Origin of the sequence: Streptomyces sp. MAR4 CNX-425 (assembly GCF_048656465.1) — a bacterium.
Lineage (GTDB): Bacteria > Actinomycetota > Actinomycetes > Streptomycetales > Streptomycetaceae > Streptomyces.
The window spans coordinates 144668-165646 of sequence record NZ_JBMDLF010000012.1 but is presented as its reverse complement, the minus strand read 5'-3'; the positions used below and the strand labels follow the sequence as shown (position 1 = coordinate 165646).

The 20979-nt window shown below is 75.6% G+C and carries 20 protein-coding genes and 1 riboswitch; of the genes, 14 read left to right on the top strand and 6 right to left on the bottom strand.

What is annotated here, in order from left to right; genetic code table 11:
• Window positions 1-133 precede the first annotated feature (133 nt).
• Window positions 134-754, bottom strand: a complete 621-nt coding sequence (locus ACHZ99_RS28735) for a TetR family transcriptional regulator (RefSeq protein ID WP_420307703.1) — start codon at window positions 752-754, stop codon at window positions 134-136.
• 228 nt (window positions 755-982) lie between these two features.
• Here ACHZ99_RS28735 and ACHZ99_RS28730 point away from each other — a divergent pair, with 228 nt between their 5' ends.
• Window positions 983-1786 (top strand): SGNH/GDSL hydrolase family protein, encoded by an 804-nt coding sequence (locus ACHZ99_RS28730; protein WP_420307702.1) that lies wholly within the window; start codon window positions 983-985, stop codon window positions 1784-1786.
• On the opposite strand, the gene ACHZ99_RS28725 is transcribed toward ACHZ99_RS28730, so the two are convergent.
• Entirely contained in the window at window positions 1770-3359 is a 1590-nt protein-coding gene (locus ACHZ99_RS28725) for a glycerol-3-phosphate dehydrogenase/oxidase (RefSeq protein ID WP_420307781.1), read from the bottom strand. The genes ACHZ99_RS28730 and ACHZ99_RS28725 overlap by 17 nt on opposite strands.
• A gap of 20 nt (window positions 3360-3379) precedes the next feature.
• Complete coding sequence (locus tag ACHZ99_RS28720; RefSeq protein WP_420307701.1) at window positions 3380-3979, bottom strand: TetR/AcrR family transcriptional regulator; 600 nt, start codon at window positions 3977-3979, stop codon at window positions 3380-3382.
• Between the two features lie 19 nt (window positions 3980-3998).
• Between ACHZ99_RS28720 and ACHZ99_RS28715 the strand changes: the two genes are divergently transcribed.
• Both ACHZ99_RS28715 and ACHZ99_RS28710 read left to right on the top strand, forming a co-directional pair.
• Window positions 3999-5669, top strand: coding sequence for an FAD-binding oxidoreductase (locus tag ACHZ99_RS28715; protein WP_420307700.1), 1671 nt, complete (start codon window positions 3999-4001; stop codon window positions 5667-5669).
• Window positions 5670-5728: 59 nt separating this feature from the next.
• Entirely contained in the window at window positions 5729-6526 is a 798-nt protein-coding gene (locus tag ACHZ99_RS28710; protein WP_420307698.1) for a diacylglycerol/lipid kinase family protein, read from the top strand.
• Between the two features lie 100 nt (window positions 6527-6626).
• Here the strand turns inward: ACHZ99_RS28710 and ACHZ99_RS28705 are convergent, their stop codons facing one another.
• Window positions 6627-7703, bottom strand: coding sequence for a S1 family peptidase (locus tag ACHZ99_RS28705; protein WP_420307696.1), 1077 nt, complete (start codon window positions 7701-7703; stop codon window positions 6627-6629).
• Between the two features lie 393 nt (window positions 7704-8096).
• On the opposite strand from ACHZ99_RS28705, the gene ACHZ99_RS28700 reads away from it, so the two are divergent.
• From ACHZ99_RS28700 to ACHZ99_RS28670, 7 genes are all read left to right on the top strand, one after another.
• Complete coding sequence (locus ACHZ99_RS28700) at window positions 8097-8990, top strand: universal stress protein (RefSeq protein WP_420307695.1); 894 nt, start codon at window positions 8097-8099, stop codon at window positions 8988-8990.
• Window positions 8991-9107: 117 nt separating this feature from the next.
• Complete coding sequence (locus ACHZ99_RS28695) at window positions 9108-9341, top strand: hypothetical protein (protein ID WP_420307694.1); 234 nt, start codon at window positions 9108-9110, stop codon at window positions 9339-9341.
• A 334-nt stretch (window positions 9342-9675) separates the two neighbouring features.
• Window positions 9676-10170, top strand: a complete 495-nt coding sequence (locus tag ACHZ99_RS28690) for a transglycosylase SLT domain-containing protein (protein ID WP_420307692.1) — start codon at window positions 9676-9678, stop codon at window positions 10168-10170.
• A gap of 223 nt (window positions 10171-10393) precedes the next feature.
• On the top strand, window positions 10394-12142 hold the full coding sequence (locus ACHZ99_RS28685; RefSeq protein ID WP_420307691.1) for a sensor histidine kinase: 1749 nt from the start codon (window positions 10394-10396) through the stop codon (window positions 12140-12142).
• On the top strand, window positions 12139-12777 hold the full coding sequence (locus ACHZ99_RS28680; protein WP_420307780.1) for a LuxR C-terminal-related transcriptional regulator: 639 nt from the start codon (window positions 12139-12141) through the stop codon (window positions 12775-12777). Before ACHZ99_RS28685 ends, ACHZ99_RS28680 begins: the two co-directional genes overlap by 4 nt.
• 457 nt (window positions 12778-13234) lie before the next feature.
• Window positions 13235-15334 (top strand): PQQ-dependent sugar dehydrogenase, encoded by a 2100-nt coding sequence (locus ACHZ99_RS28675; RefSeq protein WP_420307690.1) that lies wholly within the window; start codon window positions 13235-13237, stop codon window positions 15332-15334.
• Window positions 15335-15425: 91 nt separating this feature from the next.
• Window positions 15426-16400, top strand: a complete 975-nt coding sequence (locus tag ACHZ99_RS28670) for a sugar phosphate isomerase/epimerase family protein (RefSeq protein WP_420307689.1) — start codon at window positions 15426-15428, stop codon at window positions 16398-16400.
• Between the two features lie 151 nt (window positions 16401-16551).
• Here ACHZ99_RS28670 and ACHZ99_RS28665 read toward each other — a convergent pair whose 3' ends face one another.
• Together ACHZ99_RS28665 and ACHZ99_RS28660 are read right to left on the bottom strand one after the other, a co-directional pair.
• The gene (locus tag ACHZ99_RS28665; protein WP_420307688.1) at window positions 16552-16977 is read right to left on the bottom strand and encodes a hypothetical protein; all 426 of its coding nucleotides are present in this window, start codon (window positions 16975-16977) and stop codon (window positions 16552-16554) included.
• Window positions 16974-17552 (bottom strand): ATP-binding protein, encoded by a 579-nt coding sequence (locus ACHZ99_RS28660; RefSeq protein WP_420307687.1) that lies wholly within the window; start codon window positions 17550-17552, stop codon window positions 16974-16976. Before ACHZ99_RS28660 ends, ACHZ99_RS28665 begins: the two co-directional genes overlap by 4 nt.
• 132 nt (window positions 17553-17684) lie before the next feature.
• Here ACHZ99_RS28660 and ACHZ99_RS28655 point away from each other — a divergent pair, with 132 nt between their 5' ends.
• The 4 genes from ACHZ99_RS28655 to ACHZ99_RS28640 all read left to right on the top strand — a co-directional run bounded on the left by ACHZ99_RS28655 (window position 17685) and on the right by ACHZ99_RS28640 (window position 20958).
• Window positions 17685-18545, top strand: coding sequence for a helix-turn-helix domain-containing protein (locus tag ACHZ99_RS28655; protein WP_420307686.1), 861 nt, complete (start codon window positions 17685-17687; stop codon window positions 18543-18545).
• On the top strand, window positions 18546-18794 hold the full coding sequence (locus tag ACHZ99_RS28650; RefSeq protein WP_420307684.1) for a DUF397 domain-containing protein: 249 nt from the start codon (window positions 18546-18548) through the stop codon (window positions 18792-18794).
• Between the two features lie 330 nt (window positions 18795-19124).
• The gene (locus ACHZ99_RS28645) at window positions 19125-19775 is read left to right on the top strand and encodes a hypothetical protein (protein WP_420307683.1); all 651 of its coding nucleotides are present in this window, start codon (window positions 19125-19127) and stop codon (window positions 19773-19775) included.
• 103 nt (window positions 19776-19878) lie between these two features.
• Window positions 19879-20052, top strand: a riboswitch (cyclic di-AMP (ydaO/yuaA leader).
• Between the two features lie 6 nt (window positions 20053-20058).
• Window positions 20059-20958, top strand: a complete 900-nt coding sequence (locus tag ACHZ99_RS28640; protein ID WP_420307682.1) for a LysM peptidoglycan-binding domain-containing protein — start codon at window positions 20059-20061, stop codon at window positions 20956-20958.
• Window positions 20959-20979: the final 21 nt, after the last annotated feature.

Here is a 20979-nt window from a genome sequence, read left to right as displayed (position 1 = left end):
CGCCGAGTCCATCACGGCACGAAGGTCTTTATCAACATCTGTTGAGTTAGCTCGGGATTCTAGATCGCCGCGGCTTCGGGACGCCACCGCCCCCACCCCTGACGCAGGGGCGGCCCGTGAGGTTGACTCGGCGCTAGGCGGTCGGCAGCGGCCCGAAGAGGTAGCCGTCGATGGTGCCGCCCACGATCTCGGCCAGCTCCGGCCGCGGCAGGTCCGCGAGTGGTCCGAATCTCACCACGTAGCGCACCAGCGCCGTGCCCACGAGGTGCGAGCCGGCGAGGCCCGCGCGCAGCTCGGCCCGGTCCGGGACCGCGCGGGCGGCGACGCGGGCGACCAGCTCACGGGTGATGAAGTCGCGCAGGACGGCGGCGGCCGGCTGGTACGAGGCGGCCGACAGCAGGATCGCCTGAAAGGGCCACCTGGTCTCGGCGTCGTCCCACAGATCGAAGTAGTACCCGGCGAGCCTGCGGCCCAGCCCGTCGGAGGTGTCCCCGACGATCCGGTCGAGTACGTCGTCGGGGCGCATGACGTCGGCGATGGCGGCCAGGTACAGACCTTCCTTGCTGCCGAAGTACTGGACGAGCAGCGACGGGTCGACGCCCGCCTCGCGCGCGACGGCGCGCAGGCTGCAGGAGCCGTAGCCGCGGGCGAACATGCGCTTCGCGGCGCGGATGATGTCCGCCCTGGTGTCGGGGCGGCCGGGGCGGGGCCCGAGCGGCCGCACCCGAGGGCTCAGCGTTCTCTTCCCGGTCACGTGGTCGCTCACGCTCCAACGCAGAGGTGGACTCTGCCGGTTGCGGACAGGTCTTCGGCGGGGGCGGGCGCCGGGCGGCCGCCCCGATTATCGGCTGATGCCCGGCGAAGTCGCACAACAGGGATTGAACGGCGCATCACCGGCGCGCAGTTGCACCTTGGCATGGACATGGGTGTCGAAGGGCAGGGTGTGGTTACCACTCGGTACACCTCACCCCCAGGGGGTTCCATGAGAACTGCCCGGCCCTTGCGGCTGCTGCTGGGCTTCCTCGTCGCCACCACAGTGGCGCTGCTCGGCACCGCGCCCGCCCAAGCCACCGACAGCGCCGCCACCGCCGCCGAGAGATACGTGGCCCTCGGCGACTCGTACTCCTCCGGCGTGGGCGCCGGTTCGTACGACGGCGACTGCAAGCGGAGCTCCAACGCCTACCCGGTGCTGTGGAAGAACGCGCACGACCCGGCGTCCTTCTCCTTCACCGCCTGCTCCGGCGCCCGCACCGGCGACGTCATCAACAACCAGCTCGGCCCGCTCGACTCCGCGACCACCCTCGTCTCCCTCAGCATCGGCGGCAACGACGCCGGCTTCGCCGACGCCATGATGACCTGCGTGCTCCAGGGCGAGTCGGCCTGCGTCGACCGGATCAACCAGGCGCGCACGTACATCCAGGGCACCCTGCCCGGGCGGCTGGACGCGGCGTACGACGCGATCAGCTCCCGCGCGCCCAACGCGGAGGTCGTCGTGCTCGGCTACCCGCGCATGTACCAGCTCAACGGCGGCTGCTGGTTCGGCATCAGCGAGCGCTCCCGGGCGGCCATCAACGGCGCCGCGGACCTGCTGAGCGACGTCACCGCCAAGCGCGCCGCCGACCACGGCTTCGCGTACGGCGACGTCCGGCCGGCGTTCGCCGGGCACGAGATCTGCTCGGACGACGAATGGCTGCACAGCGTTACCTTCCCCATCGGCGACTCCTACCACCCCACGGCCTCCGGTCAGTCCGGCGGCTACTACCCCGTGTTCAACGCCCTGAGCTGACCGCCCCGGACAGCGCGGACAGCACCTCGCGGGCGGCCGCCACCGCGGCCGCCCGCTCCGCCGCCACCAGCCCCAGCCGGGTGCGCCGGTCCAGCAGGTCGGCCTCGTCGAGGGCGCCCTCGTGGCGTACGGCCCAGGCCAGCTCGGCGCCGGTGACCGGGTGTCCCGGGACGACCGGCGCGGCGAGCGCGGGCTCGGCGGCGGCCAGCGCCTGCACCGCCGGCGCCTCCGTCCCGTAGCGCTGGACCAGCCGGCGCGGCGCGTCCAGCCGGGCCAGTTCGGCGGGCGGCGCGGCGCCGACCAGCGGCAGCCGGGCGGTACGGCACGGGCCCGCGGCGAGCCGCGCGCCGGCCACGGCCGCGTCGACGGCGTCCTCGGCCATCCGCCGGTACGTCGTCAGCTTGCCGCCGACGACGGTGACCACGCCGTCCGGCGAGGTGAGGACCGCGTGCCGGCGGGAGAGGTCGGCGCTGCGGCCGTCGCTCTCCAGCAGCGGGCGCAGCCCGGCGAACGCGCCGACGACGTCCGACCGGCGCACCGGCACGTCGAGCGCGGAGTCCAGCACGTCCAGCAGGAAGCCGACGTCGGTCTCCGGCACCGGCGGCTCGTCCGGCACGTCGCCGTCGACCGGCTCGTCGGTCAGGCCCACGTACACCCGGCCGTCGTCCTGCGGCAGCACCAGCGCGAACCGGGCCGGCGCCCCCGGGATCGGGATGTGCACCCCCGCCCCGCGCGTCTGCCGCCCCATTCCCAGCGCCTCGGCGCGCAGCACCAGGTGCGTGCCGCGCGAGGGGCGCAGCCGCACCCCGGGCACCAGCGAACCGGCCCACACCCCGGTCGCGTTGACCACCGCGCGGGCGCGGATACGCAGCCGCTCCCCCGTCGTCCCGTCGCGGACGACCGCGCCGGAGCCGGTCAGCTCCACCGCCCGGGCCCGGGTGAGCACCCGGGCGCCGTACCCCGCGGCGGTCCGCGCCACGGCCGTCACCAGCCGGGCGTCGTCGGACAGCTGCCCGTCCCAGGAGAGCAGGCCGCCGCGCAGCCCGTAGCGCCTGAGCCCGGGCACGAGCTGGTGGGTCTCCACCGCCGACAGCCGGCGCGGCGCGGGCAGCGCCGCGCGGGAGGTGCGCGCGGCGGCGCGCAGCAGGTCGCCGGAGCGCAGCCCGGCCCAGGCGACGGCGGCCTGGGCGCGGGTGGTCAGCGGGGTGAGGGGGATCACGAACGGCTGGGCGTGGACGAGGTGCGGCGCGATGCGCTCCAGCAGCGCGCCGCGCTCCACCGCGCACTCGTGGGCGATGCCGACCTGGCCGGAGGCCAGGTAGCGCAGTCCGCCGTGGACGAGCTTGCTGCTCCAGCGGGACGTGCCGAACGCGAGGTCGTGGGCGTCGATCGCGGCGACCGAGAGCCCGCGCGCCGCGGCGTCCAGCGCGACCCCGGCGCCGGTGGCGCCGAGCCCGACGACCAGCAGGTCGACCCGCTCGCCGGCGGCCAGCGCGGCCAGCTCGCGGGCGCGGCGGCGGGCGTTGAGGGAGAAGTCCCCGCCGGCGGCGGGGTCGCGGCCGGGGGCTTCCATGCTGTCCGCTTTCCGCACGGTCATGGCGCGAGCATCCTCTCCAGCACCTCCCGCAGTTCGCGCTCGAACGCGGCGGTGCCGAGGTCGGGGTCGTCCTCGTCGGTCATGGTGCGCATCGAGAAGGTGAAGGACTGCACGACGAGCAGCGTGGCCCGCGCCTGCCGCACCGCGTGCCCCTCGCGTACGGAACCGTCGGCGTGGCCCTTGCGCACGTCGTCGGCGATGAGGTCGAGCAGGACGTCCTGGCTGGCGCCGCGGCGGTCGAGCATGTACGGCAGGAGCAGCTCGGGGTCGACGTCGAGGATCTTGCGGAACAGCGGGTGCGCGCGCAGCGCCCGCGAGCCCTCCGTGAGCCCGGCGACCAGCACCTCGCGCGCGTTCGCCGCGCCGTCCGCGGCGGGGAGGGCGCCGCGCGCGACGTCGATCCACTCGCGCGTCATCAGGTCGCCCACCAGCGACTGCACGTCGGGCCAGCGGCGGTAGAGCGTCATCCGCGACACGCCGGCGCGGCGGGCCACGTCGGTGAGCGTGGTGCGGCGCACGCCCACGGCCAGGACGCAGTCGCGCAGCGCGTCCAGCGCGACGTCGTCCAGCGAGGGCTTGTGACGTTTCGACTTCACCTGTCACAGTGTAACGAGTATGGCGGCGGAGGAAAGCCCTCCGGCCGAGGTCGTACGCCCGTACGGGAGGACCGCGTTGGAGATGCTGTGGAACGGGTGGGGCGACCCCGGGCAGGCGGCGCCGCTCCCCGGCTCCGTCCGCGACCTGCTGCGCGACCTTCTGGGGGTGCGGCCGGCCGACACGCCGCCGGCGGCCCTGACGGACCTCGACGTGCCCGCGCCGCGCCTGGACGCGGAGGCCCTCGACGCGCTCGCGCGCGCGGCGGGCGGCGCCGCGCACGTCCTGACCGGCGCGGCGGACCGGGTGCGGCACACCCGCGGCAAGTCCACCCCCGACCTGCTGCGCATCCGCGCCGGCGAGGTCGCGGACGCGCCGGACGCGGTGGTGCTGCCCGGCGGGCACGACGAGGTGCTGGCGGTGCTGCGGGTGTGCGCAAAGCGGCGGGTGGCGGTGGTGCCGTTCGGCGGCGGCACGTCGGTGACCGGCGGGCTCGCGCCGTCCGCGCACGGGGCGGGCTTCGCCGGCGTGGTGGCGCTCGACCTGCGCCGCCTGGACCGGCTCACGGCCCTCGACGAGGTCGCGCGCACCGCCGTCCTCGACGCCGGGCTGCGCGCGCCGGAGGCCGAACGGTTGCTCGGCGAGCGCGGGTTCACCCTCGGCCACTTCCCGCAGTCCTTCGAGTGGGCGACGATCGGCGGCTTCGCCGCGACCCGCGGCAGCGGCCAGGCGTCCGCGGGCTACGGGCGGTTCGACGAGATGGTCGTCGGGCTGACCGTGGCGACGCCGGAGGGCACGCTGCGGCTGGGCCGGGCGCCGCGCTCGGCGGCCGGGCCGGACCTGCGGCAGCTGGTGCTGGGCTCGGAGGGCGCGTTCGGGGTGATCACCTCGGTGACCGTACGGGTGCGGCCGCGGCCGCGGGTGCGGGAGTACGAGGGCTGGCGCTTCGGCTCCTTCGACGCGGGCGCGGCGGCGCTGCGCGCGCTGGCGCAGGACGGGCCGCTGCCGACGGTGCTGCGGCTGTCCGACGAGACGGAGACGGTGGTGGGCCTGGCCCGCCCCGAGGACATCGGCGCGGCGGAAGCGGCGCCGCCGGCCGGGTGCCTGGTCGTCGCCGGGTACGAGGGCGCGGCGGGCGAGGCGGCGGACCGCCGGGCCGCGGCGCACGTGGTCCTGCGGGCGGCCGGCGGCGAGCCGCTGGGCGCCGAGCCGGGCGAGGCGTGGGCGGAGGGCCGCTACCGGGCCCCGTACCTGCGCGACGCGCTGCTGGACGCCGGGGCCTTCGCGGAGACGCTGGAGACCGCCGGCTTCTGGCCGGCGCTGCCGCGGCTGTACGAGGCGGTGCGCGCGGCGCTGACGGAGGCGCTGACCGCGGCGGGGACGCCGCCGCTGGTGATGTGCCACATCTCGCACGTGTACGAGACGGGCGCCTCGCTGTACTTCACGGTGGTTGCCGCCCGGGGCGACGACCCGCTGGGCGCGTGGGAGCGGGCCAAGCGGGCGGCGGGCGACGCGATCCTGGAGTGCGGCGGCACGATCAGCCACCACCACGGCGTCGGCACCGACCACCGGCCCTGGTACGCGCGCGAGATCGGCTCGCTGGGCGTGGCCGCGCTGCGCGCGGTGAAGGCGTCGCTGGACCCGGCGGGCGTCCTCAACCCGGGCGTGCTGCTGCCGCGGGCGGACGAGTGAGGGCGGCTCCGCTCCGCACCCGACCCGCACACCGCCCGCACGCCGAACCGGAGCCCGCCATGCGCCGCTTCACCGCCATCGTCAACCCCGCCGCCGGCCGGGCCGCCGGGGCCGCGGCGCTCATCCCGCTGGCCCGGGCGCTGCGCGGCGCCGGGGCGCAGGTGGAGGCGGAGTACAGCCGCGGCTTCGCGCACGCCGCCGCGCTCGCCGGGCGGGCCGCCGCGTCGGGCCGCACGGTGCTCGCGGTGGGCGGCGACGGCATGGCCGGCACGGTGGCCGGCGCCCTCGCGGGTACGGACGCGGTGTGCGGGCTGGTGCCCGGCGCGGTCGGGCAGGGCGCCGTCGCGCGGGCGCTGGGGCTGCCGCGGGCGTCCGAGGAACTGGCGGAGCTGCTGCTGGGCGGCGAGCCGCGGCCGGTGGACGTGCTGCGGGTGACGGGCCCCGAGGAGCCGGCCGCCTGGGCGCTCGGCGCGGTGTGGGCCGGCGCGGGCGCGGCCCGCACGGCGCCGGGACGGGCGCTGGCGTCGCGGCGGTCGGCGCTGTTCCGTATCACCGTGGACGACGCTGTTCACGAGAGGCGCGGCCACACCGCCGTCGTCGCCAACGCCCCCTGCCTCGACGGCGGTTCCGCCGGGGACTCCGCCGCCGGGGTCCGGCTCGACGACGGCGCGCTGGACGTCGTCGTGCTCGGCGGCGGCCCGGGGCGGCGGACGCGGACGCGCGGCGAGGCCCTGCGCGGGCGGCGGGTGCGGGTGGAGGCCGACCGGCCGCTGGCGTACGCGGCCGACGGCATCCCGGCGCCCGCCCTGCCGCTGACGGCGGAGGTGCTGCCGGCGGCGCTCCGCCTGCTGCGCTGACGGGCGGACGCCGGGCAGGCGCCGGGCCCCCGGCGCCGTGCGGTGCCGGGGGCCCGGGTCGTACGCCGTGCCTGGGGTGCGGGGCCGTGGGCCGCGCCGGTTACGGGATGGTCGCCCCGTACTCGTCGAGGGCCGCGACCACCGGCTCGAAGAACGTCTCGCCGCCGCTGGTGCAGTCGCCGCTGCCGCCCGAGGTCAGGCCGATCGCGTCGCTGCCCGCGAAGAGCGCGCCGCCGCTGTCGCCGGGCTCGGCGCAGACGTCGGTCTGGATCAGGCCGTCGACGGTGCCCTCGGGGTACGTCACCGACACGTCGAGCGCGACGACGGTGCCGTCGTGCAGCTGCGTCGTGCTGCCGCTGCGCTGCACGGTCTCGCCGACCGTGGCCTCACGCGCGCCGGTGATCTCCTGGGTGGTGCCGTCGTAGAGGTCGACCTCGCTCGGGTGCTCGGTGTCGGCGACGTACTTGACCAGCGCCCGGTCGTTGCCCGGGAAGGTCGCGCCCTCGGCCTCGCCGACGACGGGGCCGCCCGAGGTCTCGGACCAGGAGGTGCCGCCGAGTTCGACGCAGTGGCCGGCGGTCAGGAAGTACGGCTCCCCGCCCTTGGTCACGTTGAAGCCGAGCGAGCAGCGCGAGCCGCCGGTGTAGATGGCCTGGCCGCCGGCGATGTACGGCTGGAACCTGCCCTCGCTGCGCTTGAGCACCGCCTTGCCGTCCTGCGCCGCGACCTCCTTCTTCAGCGCGGCCAGTTCGGCGCCCTCGACCGTGCTGTCGGCGGTGACGACGACCTGGTTGGTGACCGGGTCGAGCGCCCGCGAGGTGCCGGCGGTGGCGCCCTGGGTCAGGTCCGCCTTGGCGGCCTGGAGCTGCTTGGTGGTGTGGTCGACGGTGCGGGCGCGGGCGCCCGCCGCCTCGGCCTGCTCGGCGGCCTCGTCGCTGACGACGTTGACGACGAGTTCCCTGGCCTCGGCGTCGTAGTACGCCCCGGCCGCCCCGCCGTCGAGGTCCTGGACGAGGGTGCCGGCGAGCTCGCTCGCGGCGGCCGACGAGAGGGTGTCGGCGACGGGCTCGCTCGTGCTGGCGTTGGCGGTCGCGAGCGTCAGGCTGCCGGCGATCAGCGCGGCGGCGCCGACGCCGGCGATGGCGTACCGGCTTTTGGATATGGCTCGATACTTCAACGTGCTGCCTCCTATGGGGGGTTGGATCCGCCCGGCGAGGGGGGATTCTGGAGGATTTGGTTGGACATGCGCATGCCAAGCGGCGAACAGATTTGTCACCGCTGGACAACTCGCCGAGTATGACCAACCCGTGAGTAACACACAAGGCCACGCCCCTTGTGTCCCGGATCACTTGAGGCCGGGTGCGCCCGCACGCGGCCGGCCGCCGCGGCCCGCGGGCCGCTTCGCGGCGCCGACCCGGGGCGGCGCGCGGCGCCCTCCCGCACGCCCCCGCGCCCCCCGAAGCCCCGGAGGCGACGGCCGGAGACAGCGCCCGAGTGGGCGCGCCCCCGGGCCGGGCCTGGGCACGCGCCCCCTCGCCCGCGCCCTGCGCGGTGTGCAAGCCTCGTGGTCATGAGGAAGCTGGTGGCAGGGGTGGACGGCTCGGAAGCGAGCCTCGCGGCGCTCGACTGGGCGGTGGCCGAGGCGGTACGGCACGGCGTCGGCGTGCGGATCGTGTACGCGCCGCTGTGGGAGCCGTACGAGCGCACGTGGCCGGAGTTCGGCACCGCCCGGCCGCGCGGCCGGAGCGTGGCGGAGCACATCCTGGTGACCGCCGGCGAACGGGCCCGCGAGCGGGGCCCGGAGGTGCCGGTGGAGGCCGAACCGCTGTCCGGCGACCCGGTGCCGGCGCTGCTGCGCGAGGCGGACGAGGGCACGGTGCTCGTCGTCGGCGACCGCGGGCGCGGCGGGCACGACGCCCTGCCGCTGGGGTCGGTGGCGCTCACGGTGGCGGCCCGGGCGGCCTGCCCGGTCGTGGTGGTACGGGGCGGGGCGCCGGCGCGACGCGGCGAGTTCGGCCGGATCGTGCTCGGCACCGGGCACGACGGGGCGGAGCCGGCGGCGGTGGACTTCGCGTTCCGCGAGGCGCGGGCGCGCGGCTGCGCGGTGACGGCGGTGCACTCCTGGCGCTCGCCGGAGCGGGGGGTGGCGACGCACGCGCACACCCTGGGCGGGGCGCCGGACCCGCGGATGCGGGAGGCGGAGTGGGCGCTGGACCGGGCGGTACGCGCGGCGGCGCAGCGCCGTCCGGACGTACCCCTGGAGCGGCAGACGCCGGAGGGCCTGGCGCGCGACACGCTGCTGGCGGCGGCGGCCGCGGCGGACCTCGTCGTCCTGGGCGCCCGCCGCACGCCGGCCGCGGACGCGACGGCCGCGGCGGGGGCGACGGGCATCCAGCTGGGCCCGGCCAGCCACGGGGTCCTGCACCTGGCGCCGTGCCCGGTGGCGGTGGTCCGGGAGGGCTAGCACCCGGCTCCGGCGGCAGGACGCCGTCGCGTACGGGGCGTTGTCGGACCCGCTCCGCAGGGTGGCCGCACGGGGATCACCACCGCGCAGCGCCGTGCCCGGCTCGCGCACCGGCAGTTGCCCGTCGCCTCCGCGCGCGCCACCCGGCCCGAGGAGGTGGCGGAGGCGCTCGTGGGGCTGACGCTGGGCCGGGCCCGCGCCGCGCCGGCGGAGGCCGGGGCGGTGGAGGTGCCGCTCGACGAGGGCGTCGGGTACGCGCTGCCCGGCGACCCCGGCGCGGAGGGCCGGCTGGCGGCGCACGGTCTCGTGGTCGGCTTCCCGGCGCCACCGGCCAGGGAGCTGGCCGCCTGACCGCCTGACCGCGGCTCCGCACCCCCCTTTCACCTACGCATTTGCAGGTAAAGGAACAGCAATGTCCGTTTTACCTACCAGCGCCCGTTTTCACGTGTGACCTCCCGCATATGGGCTGCGTCACATACGAAGCGGCGTCGTACGCCGCCCCCGACACCGGGCCGCCCCGCGCCTCAGCGGAGCGGCAGCACCCGCGGCTTGTCGCACTATGTGGGGTAGTAACTGGGCTGTGTGCATTCCGGGTTTATGTCCGTTAAAACTTCCCGGGTCGCTCGGTACCGCAATTTACCGACGGCCGTCCCCACGCATGGCTCACGGAAAGAGACCCGCTCACATGTCTGCTCCCGCCCTCCGGCGCCCCGCCCTCTCCACCCGCCGACGACTGCTGGCCGCCGGCGGCTGGGCCGCCGCGGCCGCGGCCGTCGGCGTCGCGGTGGCCCCGCAGGCCGCCGCCGCGCCCCAGGCGCCCACCGCCCCCGCCGCCGCCCCGGCCGCGGTGGCGACGACGGGCACGACCCTGAACGAGTGGATCAACGAGGCCCTCGTCGTCATGGAGGCCAACGGCATCCCCGGCACGTACGACGGCATCTACCGCAACATCATGCGCGAGTCCAGCGGCAACCCGAACGCCATCAACAACTGGGACTCCAACGCCGCGGCCGGCATTCCCTCGCAGGGCCTGCTGCAGGTGATCCCGCCCACCTTCGCCGCCTACCACGTGGCCGGCACCTCGACGACCATCACCGACCCGGTCGCCAACATCGTCGCCGCGTGCAACTACGCCGCCGACCGCTACGGCTCGATCGACAACGTCTACGGCGCCTACTGAGCCCGCCCGCACCCCGGGACCCCGCCGTCCGGCACTCTCTCCCCCCGCCGGACGCCGGGGTCCCGGCCTTGCCCGCCCCGTCACGGCCCCTGCCGGAATTCACCCTTCCGGTAATCCAGGGCCCCGGCGCGGGGGTCCCGCCGCAGGTCAGAAGGGACGCCGGCCCCGGTCCGGGACCGGCGCGCGGCGGCGGGCACCCCTGTGGATGGCTTAGCGTTGGCCCGTGCACAACCGGGAGTCGACGCAGGTGACGCGGTGCTGGACGGTGGCGGCCGCGCTGGCCGCCGTCGTCTCCGGCGCCGTCGGCGCCTGGGCGTACGCCCGCGCCGGCGCCTCCACCGCCGACCTCCTCCGCGACCTCGCCGTCGGCTGGGCCTACGCGGGCGCCGGGCTGGCCGCCCGGTGGCGGCGCCCGGCGAACGCGACCGGGGCGCTGCTGACCGCCGTGGGCGTCACCTGGTTCCTCGGCAACCTCCAGGGCTCCGCCGTGCCCGCGCTCTTCGCCCTGGGCGCCTGGGGCGAGGGCCTGAACGTCGCCGTCCTCGCCCACCTCGTCCTCGTCTACCCCGACGGCCGCACCGACTCCCCCGCCGCCGGCCGGCTCATCCGCCTGTCGTACGGGCTGGTGGCCGGCGGCGGCCTGCTGCGCACCCTGGCCTTCGACCCCGCGGCCCGACCCGACGGCTCGTACCTCACCTGCCGCGACTGCGGCCCCAACCCGCTGTTCGTCCCCGCGCTCGGCGACCTCTTCCCCGCCTTCGACGCGGGCTACCGGGCGGCCGGCTGGGCCGTCTCCCTCGCCGTCGTGACGATCGTCGTACGGCGCTGGCGGCGCGCCTCCGTCGCCCGCCGCCGCGCCCTGCTGCCCGCCTGGCTCGCGGTCCTCGTCGCCACGTCCTTCCTGCTGTGGGACGTGCTGGTGGTCCTCGTGCCCGCGGGCCAGCCCGTCGAGGGGGCCGTGGGCGCGCTGTCCGACGTGGCGCAGACCGCCGTGCCGCTGGCCTTCCTCACCGGCCTGCTGCGCATGCGGCTCCAGCGCGCGGAGGTCGGCGGCCTGGTCATGGAGGTCGGCGGCGACGCCGACCCGGGGCGGCTGCGCGAGGCGCTGGTGCCGGTCCTCGGCGACCCGGGGCTGCGGCTCGGGGTGTGGCGGCCCGAGGCGGGCGCGTACGTGGACGCGGCGGGCGAGCCGGTCGAGGAGGCGGCGGCGGGCAGCACCCGGATCGACGCGGCCGGCGGCGCCCCGCTGGCGCTGCTGCGCCACGACCCGGCGGTGGCGCAGGACGCGGAGCTGCTGGGCTCGGCGGTCGCCGCGCTGCGCCTGGCGCTGGAGAACGTCTGGCTCCAGGCGGAGGCGCGGGCGGCGGGCGCCCGCGTCGTCCAGGCCGCGGACAGCGAGCGGCGGCGGCTGGAGCGGGATCTGCACGACGGGGCGCAGGCCCGGCTGGTCTTCGCGCTGATGACGCTGCGCCGGGTGGAGAAGGGCCTGGCCGGCCACCCCGACGAGGAGCTGCGCCGGTCCGTCGGCGAGGTGGAGCACAGCCTGCGGCTGGCGGTCGAGGAGCTGCGCGGGCTCGCGCACGGCATCCACCCGGCGGTGCTGACCCGCGAGGGGCTGGCGTCCGCGTTGCGGGAGCTGGCCGGGCGGGCGGAGCTGCCGGTGGTGGTGGCCGCGGAGGACCGGCGGTTCGCGCCGCACGTCGAGGCCACCGCGTACTTCACGGTCACCGAGGCGCTGGCGAACTCCGCCAAGCACGCCCGCGCCCGGGCCGTCAGCGTCAGCGCCCGCCACCGCGACGGCCGGCTGGTCGTCGAGGCCGTGGACGACGGCGTGGGCGGGGCCCGGCACGACCACCGCGGCGGCGGGCTGCGCGGGCTGGCCGACCGGGTCGCGGCGGTGGGCGGGGTGCTCACGGTGCACAGCCCGCCGGGCGGGGGCACGCGGGTGGTGGCGGAGCTGCCGTGCGAGTGATCGTGGCGGAGGACTCCGCCCTGCTGCGGGAGGGCATCGTCCGGCTGCTGGGCGACGCGGGCGTCGAGGTCCCCGCGCAGTGCGGCGACGCCGGCCCGCTGCCCGCCCTGGTCGAGCGGCACCGCCCGGACGCCGTCCTGCTCGACATCCGCATGCCGCCGACGCACACCGACGAGGGGCTGCGCGCCGCGGCCGCCATCCGCGCGGGGTACCCGGGCACGGGCGTGCTGCTGCTCTCCCAGTACGTCGAGACCGGCACCGTCGTCCGCGCCCTCAGCGAGGATCCGCGCGGCTTCGGCTACCTGCTCAAGGAGCGGGTGGCGGACGCGGGCGAGCTGGCCGGCGCGCTCGCCCGGGTGGCCGCCGGGGAGAGCGTCGTGGACCCGCGGGTGGTGACGGACCTGATGCGGTCGCGGCGGGCGGCGGAGCCGCTGGCCGGGCTGACGGCGCGGGAGCGGGACGTGCTGGCGCTGATGGCGGAGGGGCGGTCGAACGAGGCCATCGCGCGCGACCTGGTGGTCGGCGGGAAGACCGTCGAGACGCACGTGCGGAACATCTTCGCCAAGCTGGGCCTGGAGTCGGACGTCTCGGGGCACCGGCGGGTGCTGGCCGTGCTCGCGCACCTGCGCGGCTGACCCGCGCCCCCCGGTACCGGCAGCCGCTCCGCGTCGATCCCCCCGCGCGCGCCCCGTTGTCCCCCGTGCAACCCACGCGCCCGTCGCGGAGCGGAGCCGGTGATCACCACCGTAGCCGGGCGCGCACCGCCCCGCCTCAGGGCTGGCCCTGAACTCCGCGGCGCGCCGCCGCCCAGCGGGCCCGGCGTGGGCGGGTCGGCCGGCCGTCCCCCGGTACACCCTAGTTTGCTCTTTCCAAAGACAAAGTCGCGCCAATTCTGGTCGTAGGCATTGGCGTTGCGTCGAAAGAGGTCTAATCTCCAACCGGTCGCCGTCACATGTCGGGAGTGTGCGCGGCGGGGGGACGTGAAGCCGCGCAACGAGCCACAGCGCGTGGGCCGATCAAGGACGGCGCGAACGGGCCGACCACCCAGGAGCGTGTCCAGCCGCCTTGTCGTCCAAGCCCCTGGGAGGGGAAATGCTACGAAGACTGGCCCTGTTCGCCGCCGGCGCGGTCGGTGCCGCGCTGCTGGTCGCGCCCGGCGCGACCGCGGCGCCGCCGGACGGCGGGGACCGGCCGCCGCCGGACTCCGCCTTCGAGAAGATCACGCTCAACGACCGCCCCGGCGAGCCGCTCGACCTCGCCGTCCTGCCCGACGAGCGGGTCCTGCACGTCACCCGCGCCGGCCAGGTGTGGCTCAACGACCCGGACACCGGCGTGAACAAGCTCGCCGCCGAGCTCGACGTGTACCAGCACGACGAGGAGGGGCTGCAGAACGTCGCCGTCGACCCCGGCTTCCGCCACAACAAGTGGGTCTACCTCTACTACTCGCCGCCGCTGGACACCCCGGTCGACGACCCCGACACCCCCGTCAACGAGGGCGACGCGCCCTTCGAGGGCACGCAGGCGGACTGGGACCGCTACAAGGGCCACCTCCAGCTGTCCCGCTACAAGCTCCGGGGCGACACCCTCGACCTCGACAGCGAGCAGAAGATCCTCCAGGTCCCGGTCGACCGGGGCATCTGCTGTCACGTCGGCGGCGACATCGACTTCGACTCCCAGGGCAACCTCTACCTGACCACCGGTGACGACACCAACCCGTTCGAGTCCGACGGCTACACGCCGATCGACGAACGGGACGGCCGCAACCCGGCGTTCGACGCCCAGCGGACCTCCGCCAACACCGACGACCTGCGCGGCAAGGTGCTGCGCATCAAGGTCCGCGGCGACGGCTCGTACGGGATACCCCGGGGCAACCTCTTCGAGCGCGGCGCAGCGGACGCGCGGCCGGAGATCTACGCCATGGGCCTGCGCAACCCGTACCGGATGGAGATCGACCCGCACACCGACGACGTGTACGTCGCCGACTACTCCCCCGACGCCCGCCAGGCCAGCGACACCCGCGGCCCGGCCGGCCACGGCAAGTGGCTGGTCCTCGACGAGCCCGGGAACTACGGCTGGCCGTACTGCGCCACCGCGGAACTGCCGTACCACGACCACGACTTCGCCACCGGCGAGTCCGGCGCGGCCTTCGACTGCGCCGAGCCGGTGAACACCTCGCCGCACAACACCGGCCGCACCGAGCTGCCGCCGGTGGAGCAGCCGGAGGTCTGGTACTCCTACGGCCAGTCCGCCGAGTTCCCGGGCCTGGGCACCGGCGGCATCGCCCCGATGGCAGGCCCGGCGTACGACCACGACTGGCTGACCACGCTGTTCAACCGCGACGTGGCCTGGCCCCGGTACTACGACGGGACGCCGCTGTTCGCCGAGTGGTCCCGCGACTACATCAGGGAGTTCCGGCTCGACCGCTCCGGCGCCGTGGAAGCGGTCAACCCGGTCGCCCAGGGGGTCGCCGAGCCTCCCGTCGACAACCCCATGGACATGGAGTTCGGCCCGGACGGCGCCCTGTACGTCCTGGAGTACGGCGACGGCTACTTCTCGGAGAACCCGGACGCGCAGCTCTCCCGCATCGACTACATCGGCCGCACCGGCAACCACGCGCCGCGGGTGGAGCTGGCCGCCTCGCCGGTCAAGGGCCTCGCGCCGCTGACGGTCGAGTTCTCCGCCGACGGCACCGCCGACCCCGACGGGGACCGGGTGCGCTACGCCTGGGACTTCGACGGCGACGGCAGGACCGACTCCACCGAGATGAACACCTCGCACACGTACGAGGAGGACGGCACCTTCAAGGCGTCCCTGAAGGTCACCGACCGCAAGGGCCGCTCCGCGTACCGGGACGTCGACGTCACCGTCGGCGACCAGGCGCCCGAGGTGACGCTGGTCAAGCCGGCCGACGGCCAGGAGTTCCACTTCGGCGACGCGGTGGAGTTCGAGGTCACCGTGGCCGACGAGGCCGAGGTGGACTGCGCCAGGGTCCAGGTGCACTACATCGTCGGCCACGACACGCACGGCCACCCGCAGAGCACCACCACGGGCTGCACCGGCACCGTCCAGACCGAGCCCATCTCGGGCCACGACCCCTCCGAGGGCGACATCACCGGCGTGTTCGTCGCCGAGTACACCGACCCGGGCGGCCTTGTCGGCAGCGACCGGGCCGTCATGAAGGCCGCCGGCTGAGCCTCCGGCACGGCGCGGGGTGGCGTGCGCGCGCGTACGCCACCCCGCGGTTCCCGCCACGTCCACACCGACTACGCAGGAGAGACACCGCATGAGCAAGCCCAGCCTGCACCGCCGTGGATTCCTCCGGGCCGCCGCCGGCACGGCGGCCGGCGCCGCCGTCGCCGCGGGCGCCGGGGCCCTCGCCGCCCCCGCCGCCGCCCACGGGCACGGCCGCGGCGGCCTGATCCCCCGGGGCCGCATCGGCCTCCAGCTCTACAGCGTCCGCGACCAGATCCAGCAGCGCGGCTTCACCCCGGTGCTGACGGAGCTGGCCGCGATCGGCTACAAGCACATCGAGTTCGCCGGCTACAGCTCGCCGGCGGAGCCGGACATGACCGTCCCGAAGCTGCGTACGCTCCTCGACGACCTCGGCCTGCGGGCCGGCGGCGCCCACGTCGGGCTCAACGCGCTGCTCAACGCGGACACCCGCGAGCGGGAGTTCGAGAACGCCGTCGCGCTCGGCATGGACTACGTCGGCACCGCCAGCGACTTCCCCGGCCGCACGGCGGCGGAGATCCAGGCCGGCGCCGACCGCTTCAACGAGTCCGGGGAGGCGGCCCGCCGCCACGGGCTGAAGATCTACCAGCACAACCACACCAACGAGTTCGGCCCGGTCGCCGACCGGCCCGGCGTGCGCCGCCACGACCTGTTCCTCGACAGCACCGACCCCCGGTACGTCTTCCTGGAGCTGGACATCCTCTGGGCGTTCGGCGCCTCGCTGCGCTTCCGCGACGAGCTCGGCGAGTTCGACCCGCTGGACTACGTCAACGCCGCCCCGGGGCGCTACATCGCCTTCCACGTCAAGGACGGCGTGCGGGACCCGGAGCTGACGAACCAGTACCGCGACGTCGTCTTCGGCCGGGGTGAGCTGGACTTCCGCCGGTTCTTCAGCGGGCTGCGGGCGCCCGGGCTGCCGCTGTACCTCTGGGAGCAGGACCGCGGCCCGCAGGAGCCGCAGGGCTCCATCTGGGCGGCCGAGGCGAGCTACGACGCGATGGCGGCCCTGCGCGGCCGGGACTGCTGAACGGGTCCGCAACAGCGCGCGCTCCGGTGCCCCGGCCCGCCCCCGCGGCGGCCGGGGCACCGGGCGTGCGCGGCCCTCGGCGGACCGGCCGTGGGCACCTCCCCCGCAACCGAGTCGAGGAGGTGCCCGGCGGCCGGTCCGCCGCGGGTGGTCAGGCGGCGTCGCTGCGTCCGCCGGCCGCGCCGGCGACATCGCAGGACCAGGCGGGCTCGGTCCCGGTGCGCCGGCAGAGCAGCAGGTACAGCGGGATCGGCGGGGTGTACGGAACCCCGTCGGCCGGGCGGTGCACCAGCCGGGGCACGGCGGCCGCCCCGCCCGGACCCGCCGCCGCGAGGGAGACCGCGGCCCCCGGGGCGTAGTCGACGGCCGGCGGCCAGAACAGGCCGAGGTCGGAGCCGCCCGGCACGATCCACCACCACCGGCCGCCGTAGGCGAAGACGCAGCCGACGCGGGGCAGCCGGGCCGTCACGTCGTATCCGAGGCGCTCCGGCACGCCCACGGCGTCGCAGCCGAGCGCGGCGGCGCCCGCGCCCGGTACGGCCAGCCGGAGCCGGCCGCCGGGCCCGGTGCGCCTCATCCGGCCGCCCGTTCGACGACCGCCCGGCCGGCCACCGCGTCGGCCCCCGATGTCTCCGGCGCACCGGCCGTCCGGGTGCTCGGTGCGGCGGCCCCCCCGGCCGCCGGCACCTCGCGCCGCAGCTGCGCCCAGACCACCAGGCCCGGGCCGGGACGGGCGTCGTACGCCCCCCAGCTGCTGCTCACCGCGGTGACGAGCAGGAGCCCCCGACCCTGCTCGTCCGCGCACGACCGCTGCACCCGCAGGCTTCCCGGCTCGGCACCCTGGTCGGTGACGGCCAGCCGCAGGCTGTCGGCGCTGCAGCGCAGCTCGCACCCTATGCGCCGACTCCCCGTATGCAGCAGTGCGTTGGTCACCAGCTCCGAGAGGACGAGGGTGGCGCTGTCGCCCACCTCGTCCTCCACCCCCCAGCGGAGCAGCTGTTCGCGGGCCAGCCGGCGGGCGACCGCAACGGCCTCCGCCCGACCGGGCACCTCGAACCTGCTCCGCGCCGCATCCGCCCCCGAACGGGCCCCCGGCACGCCGGGGTCCTGTGTCACGACCCCCGAACGATGCAGCTGTGTGGACTGGCTCACGTCCCAAACTATGGTCCCGCCGCGGCCACTTGGCAACCCCCACTCTGAATTTTTCAGAGTTGCCCCTGCACTGTGTGCAGAAAGCTCTGCTCGTGGCACACTGCTTGAGGCATTCGGACAGGGAGGTATGGCGTGAGCGAACCGCGGTCCGCGCCGACCGTGGGGCAGGTCGTTCTCGGCAAACGACTGCAGGAGCTGCGCGAGCACGCCGGGCTGAAGCGGGAGGAAGCGGCCCGGGTCCTGCGCGTCGCGCCGGCCACGGTCCGCCGGATGGAGACCGCCGAGGTCACGCTCAAGGTCCCCTACGTGCAGCTGCTGCTGCAGACGTACGGCATCGGCCAGGAAGAGGTCGACGCCTTCGTCGCGCTCACCGAGGAGGCCAACGAGCCCGGCTGGTGGCAGCGCTTCCACGACATCCTCCCCGACTGGTTCAGCATGTACGTGAGCCTGGAGGGCGCGGCGTCGCTCATCAGGTCGTACGAGCCGCACTTCGTGCCCGGCCTGATGCAGACCGAGGACTACGCGCGGCACGTGCTGAAGATCGGCTCCCTGGGCCGGGTGGGGCCCGCGGAGATCGAGCGGCACGTCGCGCTGCGCATGGAGCGCCAGGAGCTGCTCACCCGCGAGAACGCGCCGCGGTTCTGGGCGATCGTGGACGAGACGGTGCTGCGCCGCCCGGTGGGCGACGGCGCGGTCATGCGCGCGCAGGTCGACCGGCTCCTCGACGTCGCCGCGCTGCCCAACGTCACGTTGCAGATGGCCGAGTTCCGCACCGGGCACCACCCGGGCACGTACAGCCCCTTCGTCCTCTTCCGGTTCGCCGTTCCGGAGCTGCCGGACATGATCTACACCGAGTACCTCACCGGCGCCGTCTACCTCGACGGCCGGCAGGAGGTGGCCTCACACCTCGCCGCCCTGGACCACATGGCGGCCCAGGCGGCGACGGCGAAACGCACGAAGGAGATCCTCCGGGACTTCCGCAAGGAGCTGTGAATGAAACGCATCTACAACGGCATGCCCGCCGCGGACCTCGGCGCCGAAGGCTGGCGCAAGCCGTGGAGCGGCGGCAACGGCGGCAACTGCGTCGAGGCCATGAGGCTGCGCGACGGCCGGATAGCGGTACGGCACTCCGCCGACCCGGACGGCCCCGCCCTGATCTACACCCCGGGCGAGATGGACGCCTTCATCGAGGGCGCCAAGGCCGGCGACGCCGACTTCCTGCTCTCCCGGAGCCCGGAATGACCCACCCCGGCGCACCTGCCGCGCACCCGCGGCGGCGGCGCCACCCGGTCCACTCGCCGGTCGCGACGGACGGCGAGCCCGACCCGGCGAACGGGGGTGTGGCCCGCGCCCGTTGACGGGGGCCACCGGCCGGGAGCACAGAGAGGGAGGGGACGCCCGGGGGGCGTCCCCTCCCTCCACGCGTGCCCTGCCGTCCACGCGCGCGGGCGCGGGCGCGCGATGGAATTCCAGAAATCATGAACCGTGGGTGCACGAAACGCTGCCTTCCGCGACGCAAGGGCGTACGGTATGCCCCCGATGGCCCTCATCAGCCACTCGGGGAGGCCTGCGATGAGCGTGTCACCACCCCCGTCCAGCGGCGCTGCCGGCGCCGGACGGGCGGTCCGGGTCGGGGTGCTGCTGCCCAGAATGCCCGAGGAGCCCGCCTCCTGGCTGGCGGAGTGCGCGGCGTACGACTCCGCCGGCGCGGACGCGCTGTGGCTGGACGGCGGTCCGGACCCGGCGCACGACGTCCTGGCGCTCGCCGCCGCCCTGGCCGGCGCCACCGACCGGGCGAGGCTCGTCGTCGCCCTGCCCGACAGCGTGCCGCAGGCCGCGTGGCTGGCCCGGGCGCTGGCCACCGTGGTGCTGCTGAGCGAGCGCCGGCTGGCACTGGCGGCCGACTCCCGGCGGTGCGCGGAACTCGTCGCCGTCGCCCCCTCGGTGCCCGCCTTCCGCCGGCTGGCGCCCGCGGGGCCGGGGTACGAGGAGCCGGACGGCGGGCGCTGGACCCCGGCGGCGGCGCCGGCCGGGCCGGATGCCTGGCGGGCCGCGCTGGCCGGGGCCGCGCAGCGCGGGGTGCGCGGTCTCGTCGTACCGGCGGGGCCGCCGCTGCTGGAGGCGCTGCGCCGCGGCGGCGGTGTCGAACGTCACAGGCGCCCCATCCGTCCCACGCGTGCGCGCGTAGCCACGGAGCGTCAGAGTAGGCGTGGATCCTCGTGATCCTCTTGTGATCTGCCGTTCGATCTCCTAGTGTCCGAGACGTTCGCAGACGCGAGCACCGCGCTCCGGTACGCCGAATCCTGCCCGTCGGAGCCCGGAACCGTCGTCCCCACAGCCGTTCGGGCAGGAGCGGGGGAACCACTTCTCCGTCGGCCGGAGACACGGTGGCAACCGCACCGGACTCCCCGACTCGGGGTGAAGCCGCATCGCACGACGCGGCCGGGCAACTCCAGCCCGAACCCGACAGCTCACTTCGCAGGCGTCGGAGAAAGAGCGAGCCACCATGGCCGGAACCGGCACCCGGCGCGCGCCCAAGTCGCGCTCCAGCCGCCGCTATGCCGCCGCCGCGGGCGTGGGCATAGCCCTGCCCGTCGCCGGCGGAGTCGCGGCGACCGCCGCGCACGCCTACACGGTCGAGAAGGGCGACACCCTCTCGGAGATCGCCGAGGACAACGGATTCGGGGCCGACTGGCAGCGGCTCTACGAGGCCAACAAGGCGGCGGTCGGCGACAACCCGCACCTGATCCTCCCGGGCCAGGAACTCGACCTCGACGGGAAGAAGCAGGCCGCCGACAAGCCGACCGAGGCCGACCGGACCGCCGCCGAGACCGAGAAGAAGCAGCGGTACGTCACGCACACCGTCGGCGCGAACGACACGCTGTCCAAGATCGCCGCGAAGTACGACGTGCCCGGCGGCTGGCAGCGCGTCTACGTCGACAACGAGAAGGCGATCGGCGACAACCCGGCCGCGCTGACGGTCGGCACCGAGCTGCGCGTCGACACCGAGGGCGGCGAGGTCGACCGGTCGATCGACCCGAACGGCTCGTCCTCCGCCGGGAGTTCGGGCGGCTCCGGCGGCGCCACCGAGGCGTCGCAGGCGAGCGTGCCGACCACCGAGTCCGGCATCCAGGCCGCGGCCCGGGAGATCGTGCCCGCCGACCAGTTCACCTGCTTCAGCAACATCGTGGAGCGGGAGAGCGGCTGGGACCACACCGCGACGAACCCCAGCTCCGGCGCCTACGGCCTGATGCAGGCCCTGCCGGGCTCGAAGATGGCCTCGCACGGCGACGACTGGCAGACCAACCCGGTCACCCAGCTGGAGTGGGGCCTGGACTACATGAACGACCGCTACGGCAGCCCGTGCGGCGCCTGGGAGTTCTGGCAGGCCAACAACTGGTACTGACCCCCCGGGCCGGACGGCCCG

What these genes read in the sequence shown, in the direction of transcription:
- ACHZ99_RS28730 (WP_420307702.1), top strand. Translation starts at nt 983, where the DNA reads ATGAGAACTGCCCGGCCCTTGCGGCTGCTGCTGGGCTTCCTCGTCGCC.
- ACHZ99_RS28725 (WP_420307781.1), bottom strand. Translation starts at nt 3,359, where the DNA reads ATGGAAGCCCCCGGCCGCGACCCCGCCGCCGGCGGGGACTTCTCCCTC.
- ACHZ99_RS28715 (WP_420307700.1), top strand. Translation starts at nt 3,999, where the DNA reads ATGGCGGCGGAGGAAAGCCCTCCGGCCGAGGTCGTACGCCCGTACGGG.
- ACHZ99_RS28710 (WP_420307698.1), top strand. Translation starts at nt 5,729, where the DNA reads ATGCGCCGCTTCACCGCCATCGTCAACCCCGCCGCCGGCCGGGCCGCC.
- ACHZ99_RS28700 (WP_420307695.1), top strand. Translation starts at nt 8,097, where the DNA reads ATGAGGAAGCTGGTGGCAGGGGTGGACGGCTCGGAAGCGAGCCTCGCG.
- ACHZ99_RS28690 (WP_420307692.1), top strand. Translation starts at nt 9,676, where the DNA reads ATGTCTGCTCCCGCCCTCCGGCGCCCCGCCCTCTCCACCCGCCGACGA.
- ACHZ99_RS28675 (WP_420307690.1), top strand. Translation starts at nt 13,235, where the DNA reads ATGCTACGAAGACTGGCCCTGTTCGCCGCCGGCGCGGTCGGTGCCGCG.
- ACHZ99_RS28670 (WP_420307689.1), top strand. Translation starts at nt 15,426, where the DNA reads ATGAGCAAGCCCAGCCTGCACCGCCGTGGATTCCTCCGGGCCGCCGCC.
- ACHZ99_RS28665 (WP_420307688.1), bottom strand. Translation starts at nt 16,977, where the DNA reads ATGAGGCGCACCGGGCCCGGCGGCCGGCTCCGGCTGGCCGTACCGGGC.
- ACHZ99_RS28650 (WP_420307684.1), top strand. Translation starts at nt 18,546, where the DNA reads ATGAAACGCATCTACAACGGCATGCCCGCCGCGGACCTCGGCGCCGAA.
- ACHZ99_RS28645 (WP_420307683.1), top strand. Translation starts at nt 19,125, where the DNA reads ATGAGCGTGTCACCACCCCCGTCCAGCGGCGCTGCCGGCGCCGGACGG.
- ACHZ99_RS28640 (WP_420307682.1), top strand. Translation starts at nt 20,059, where the DNA reads ATGGCCGGAACCGGCACCCGGCGCGCGCCCAAGTCGCGCTCCAGCCGC.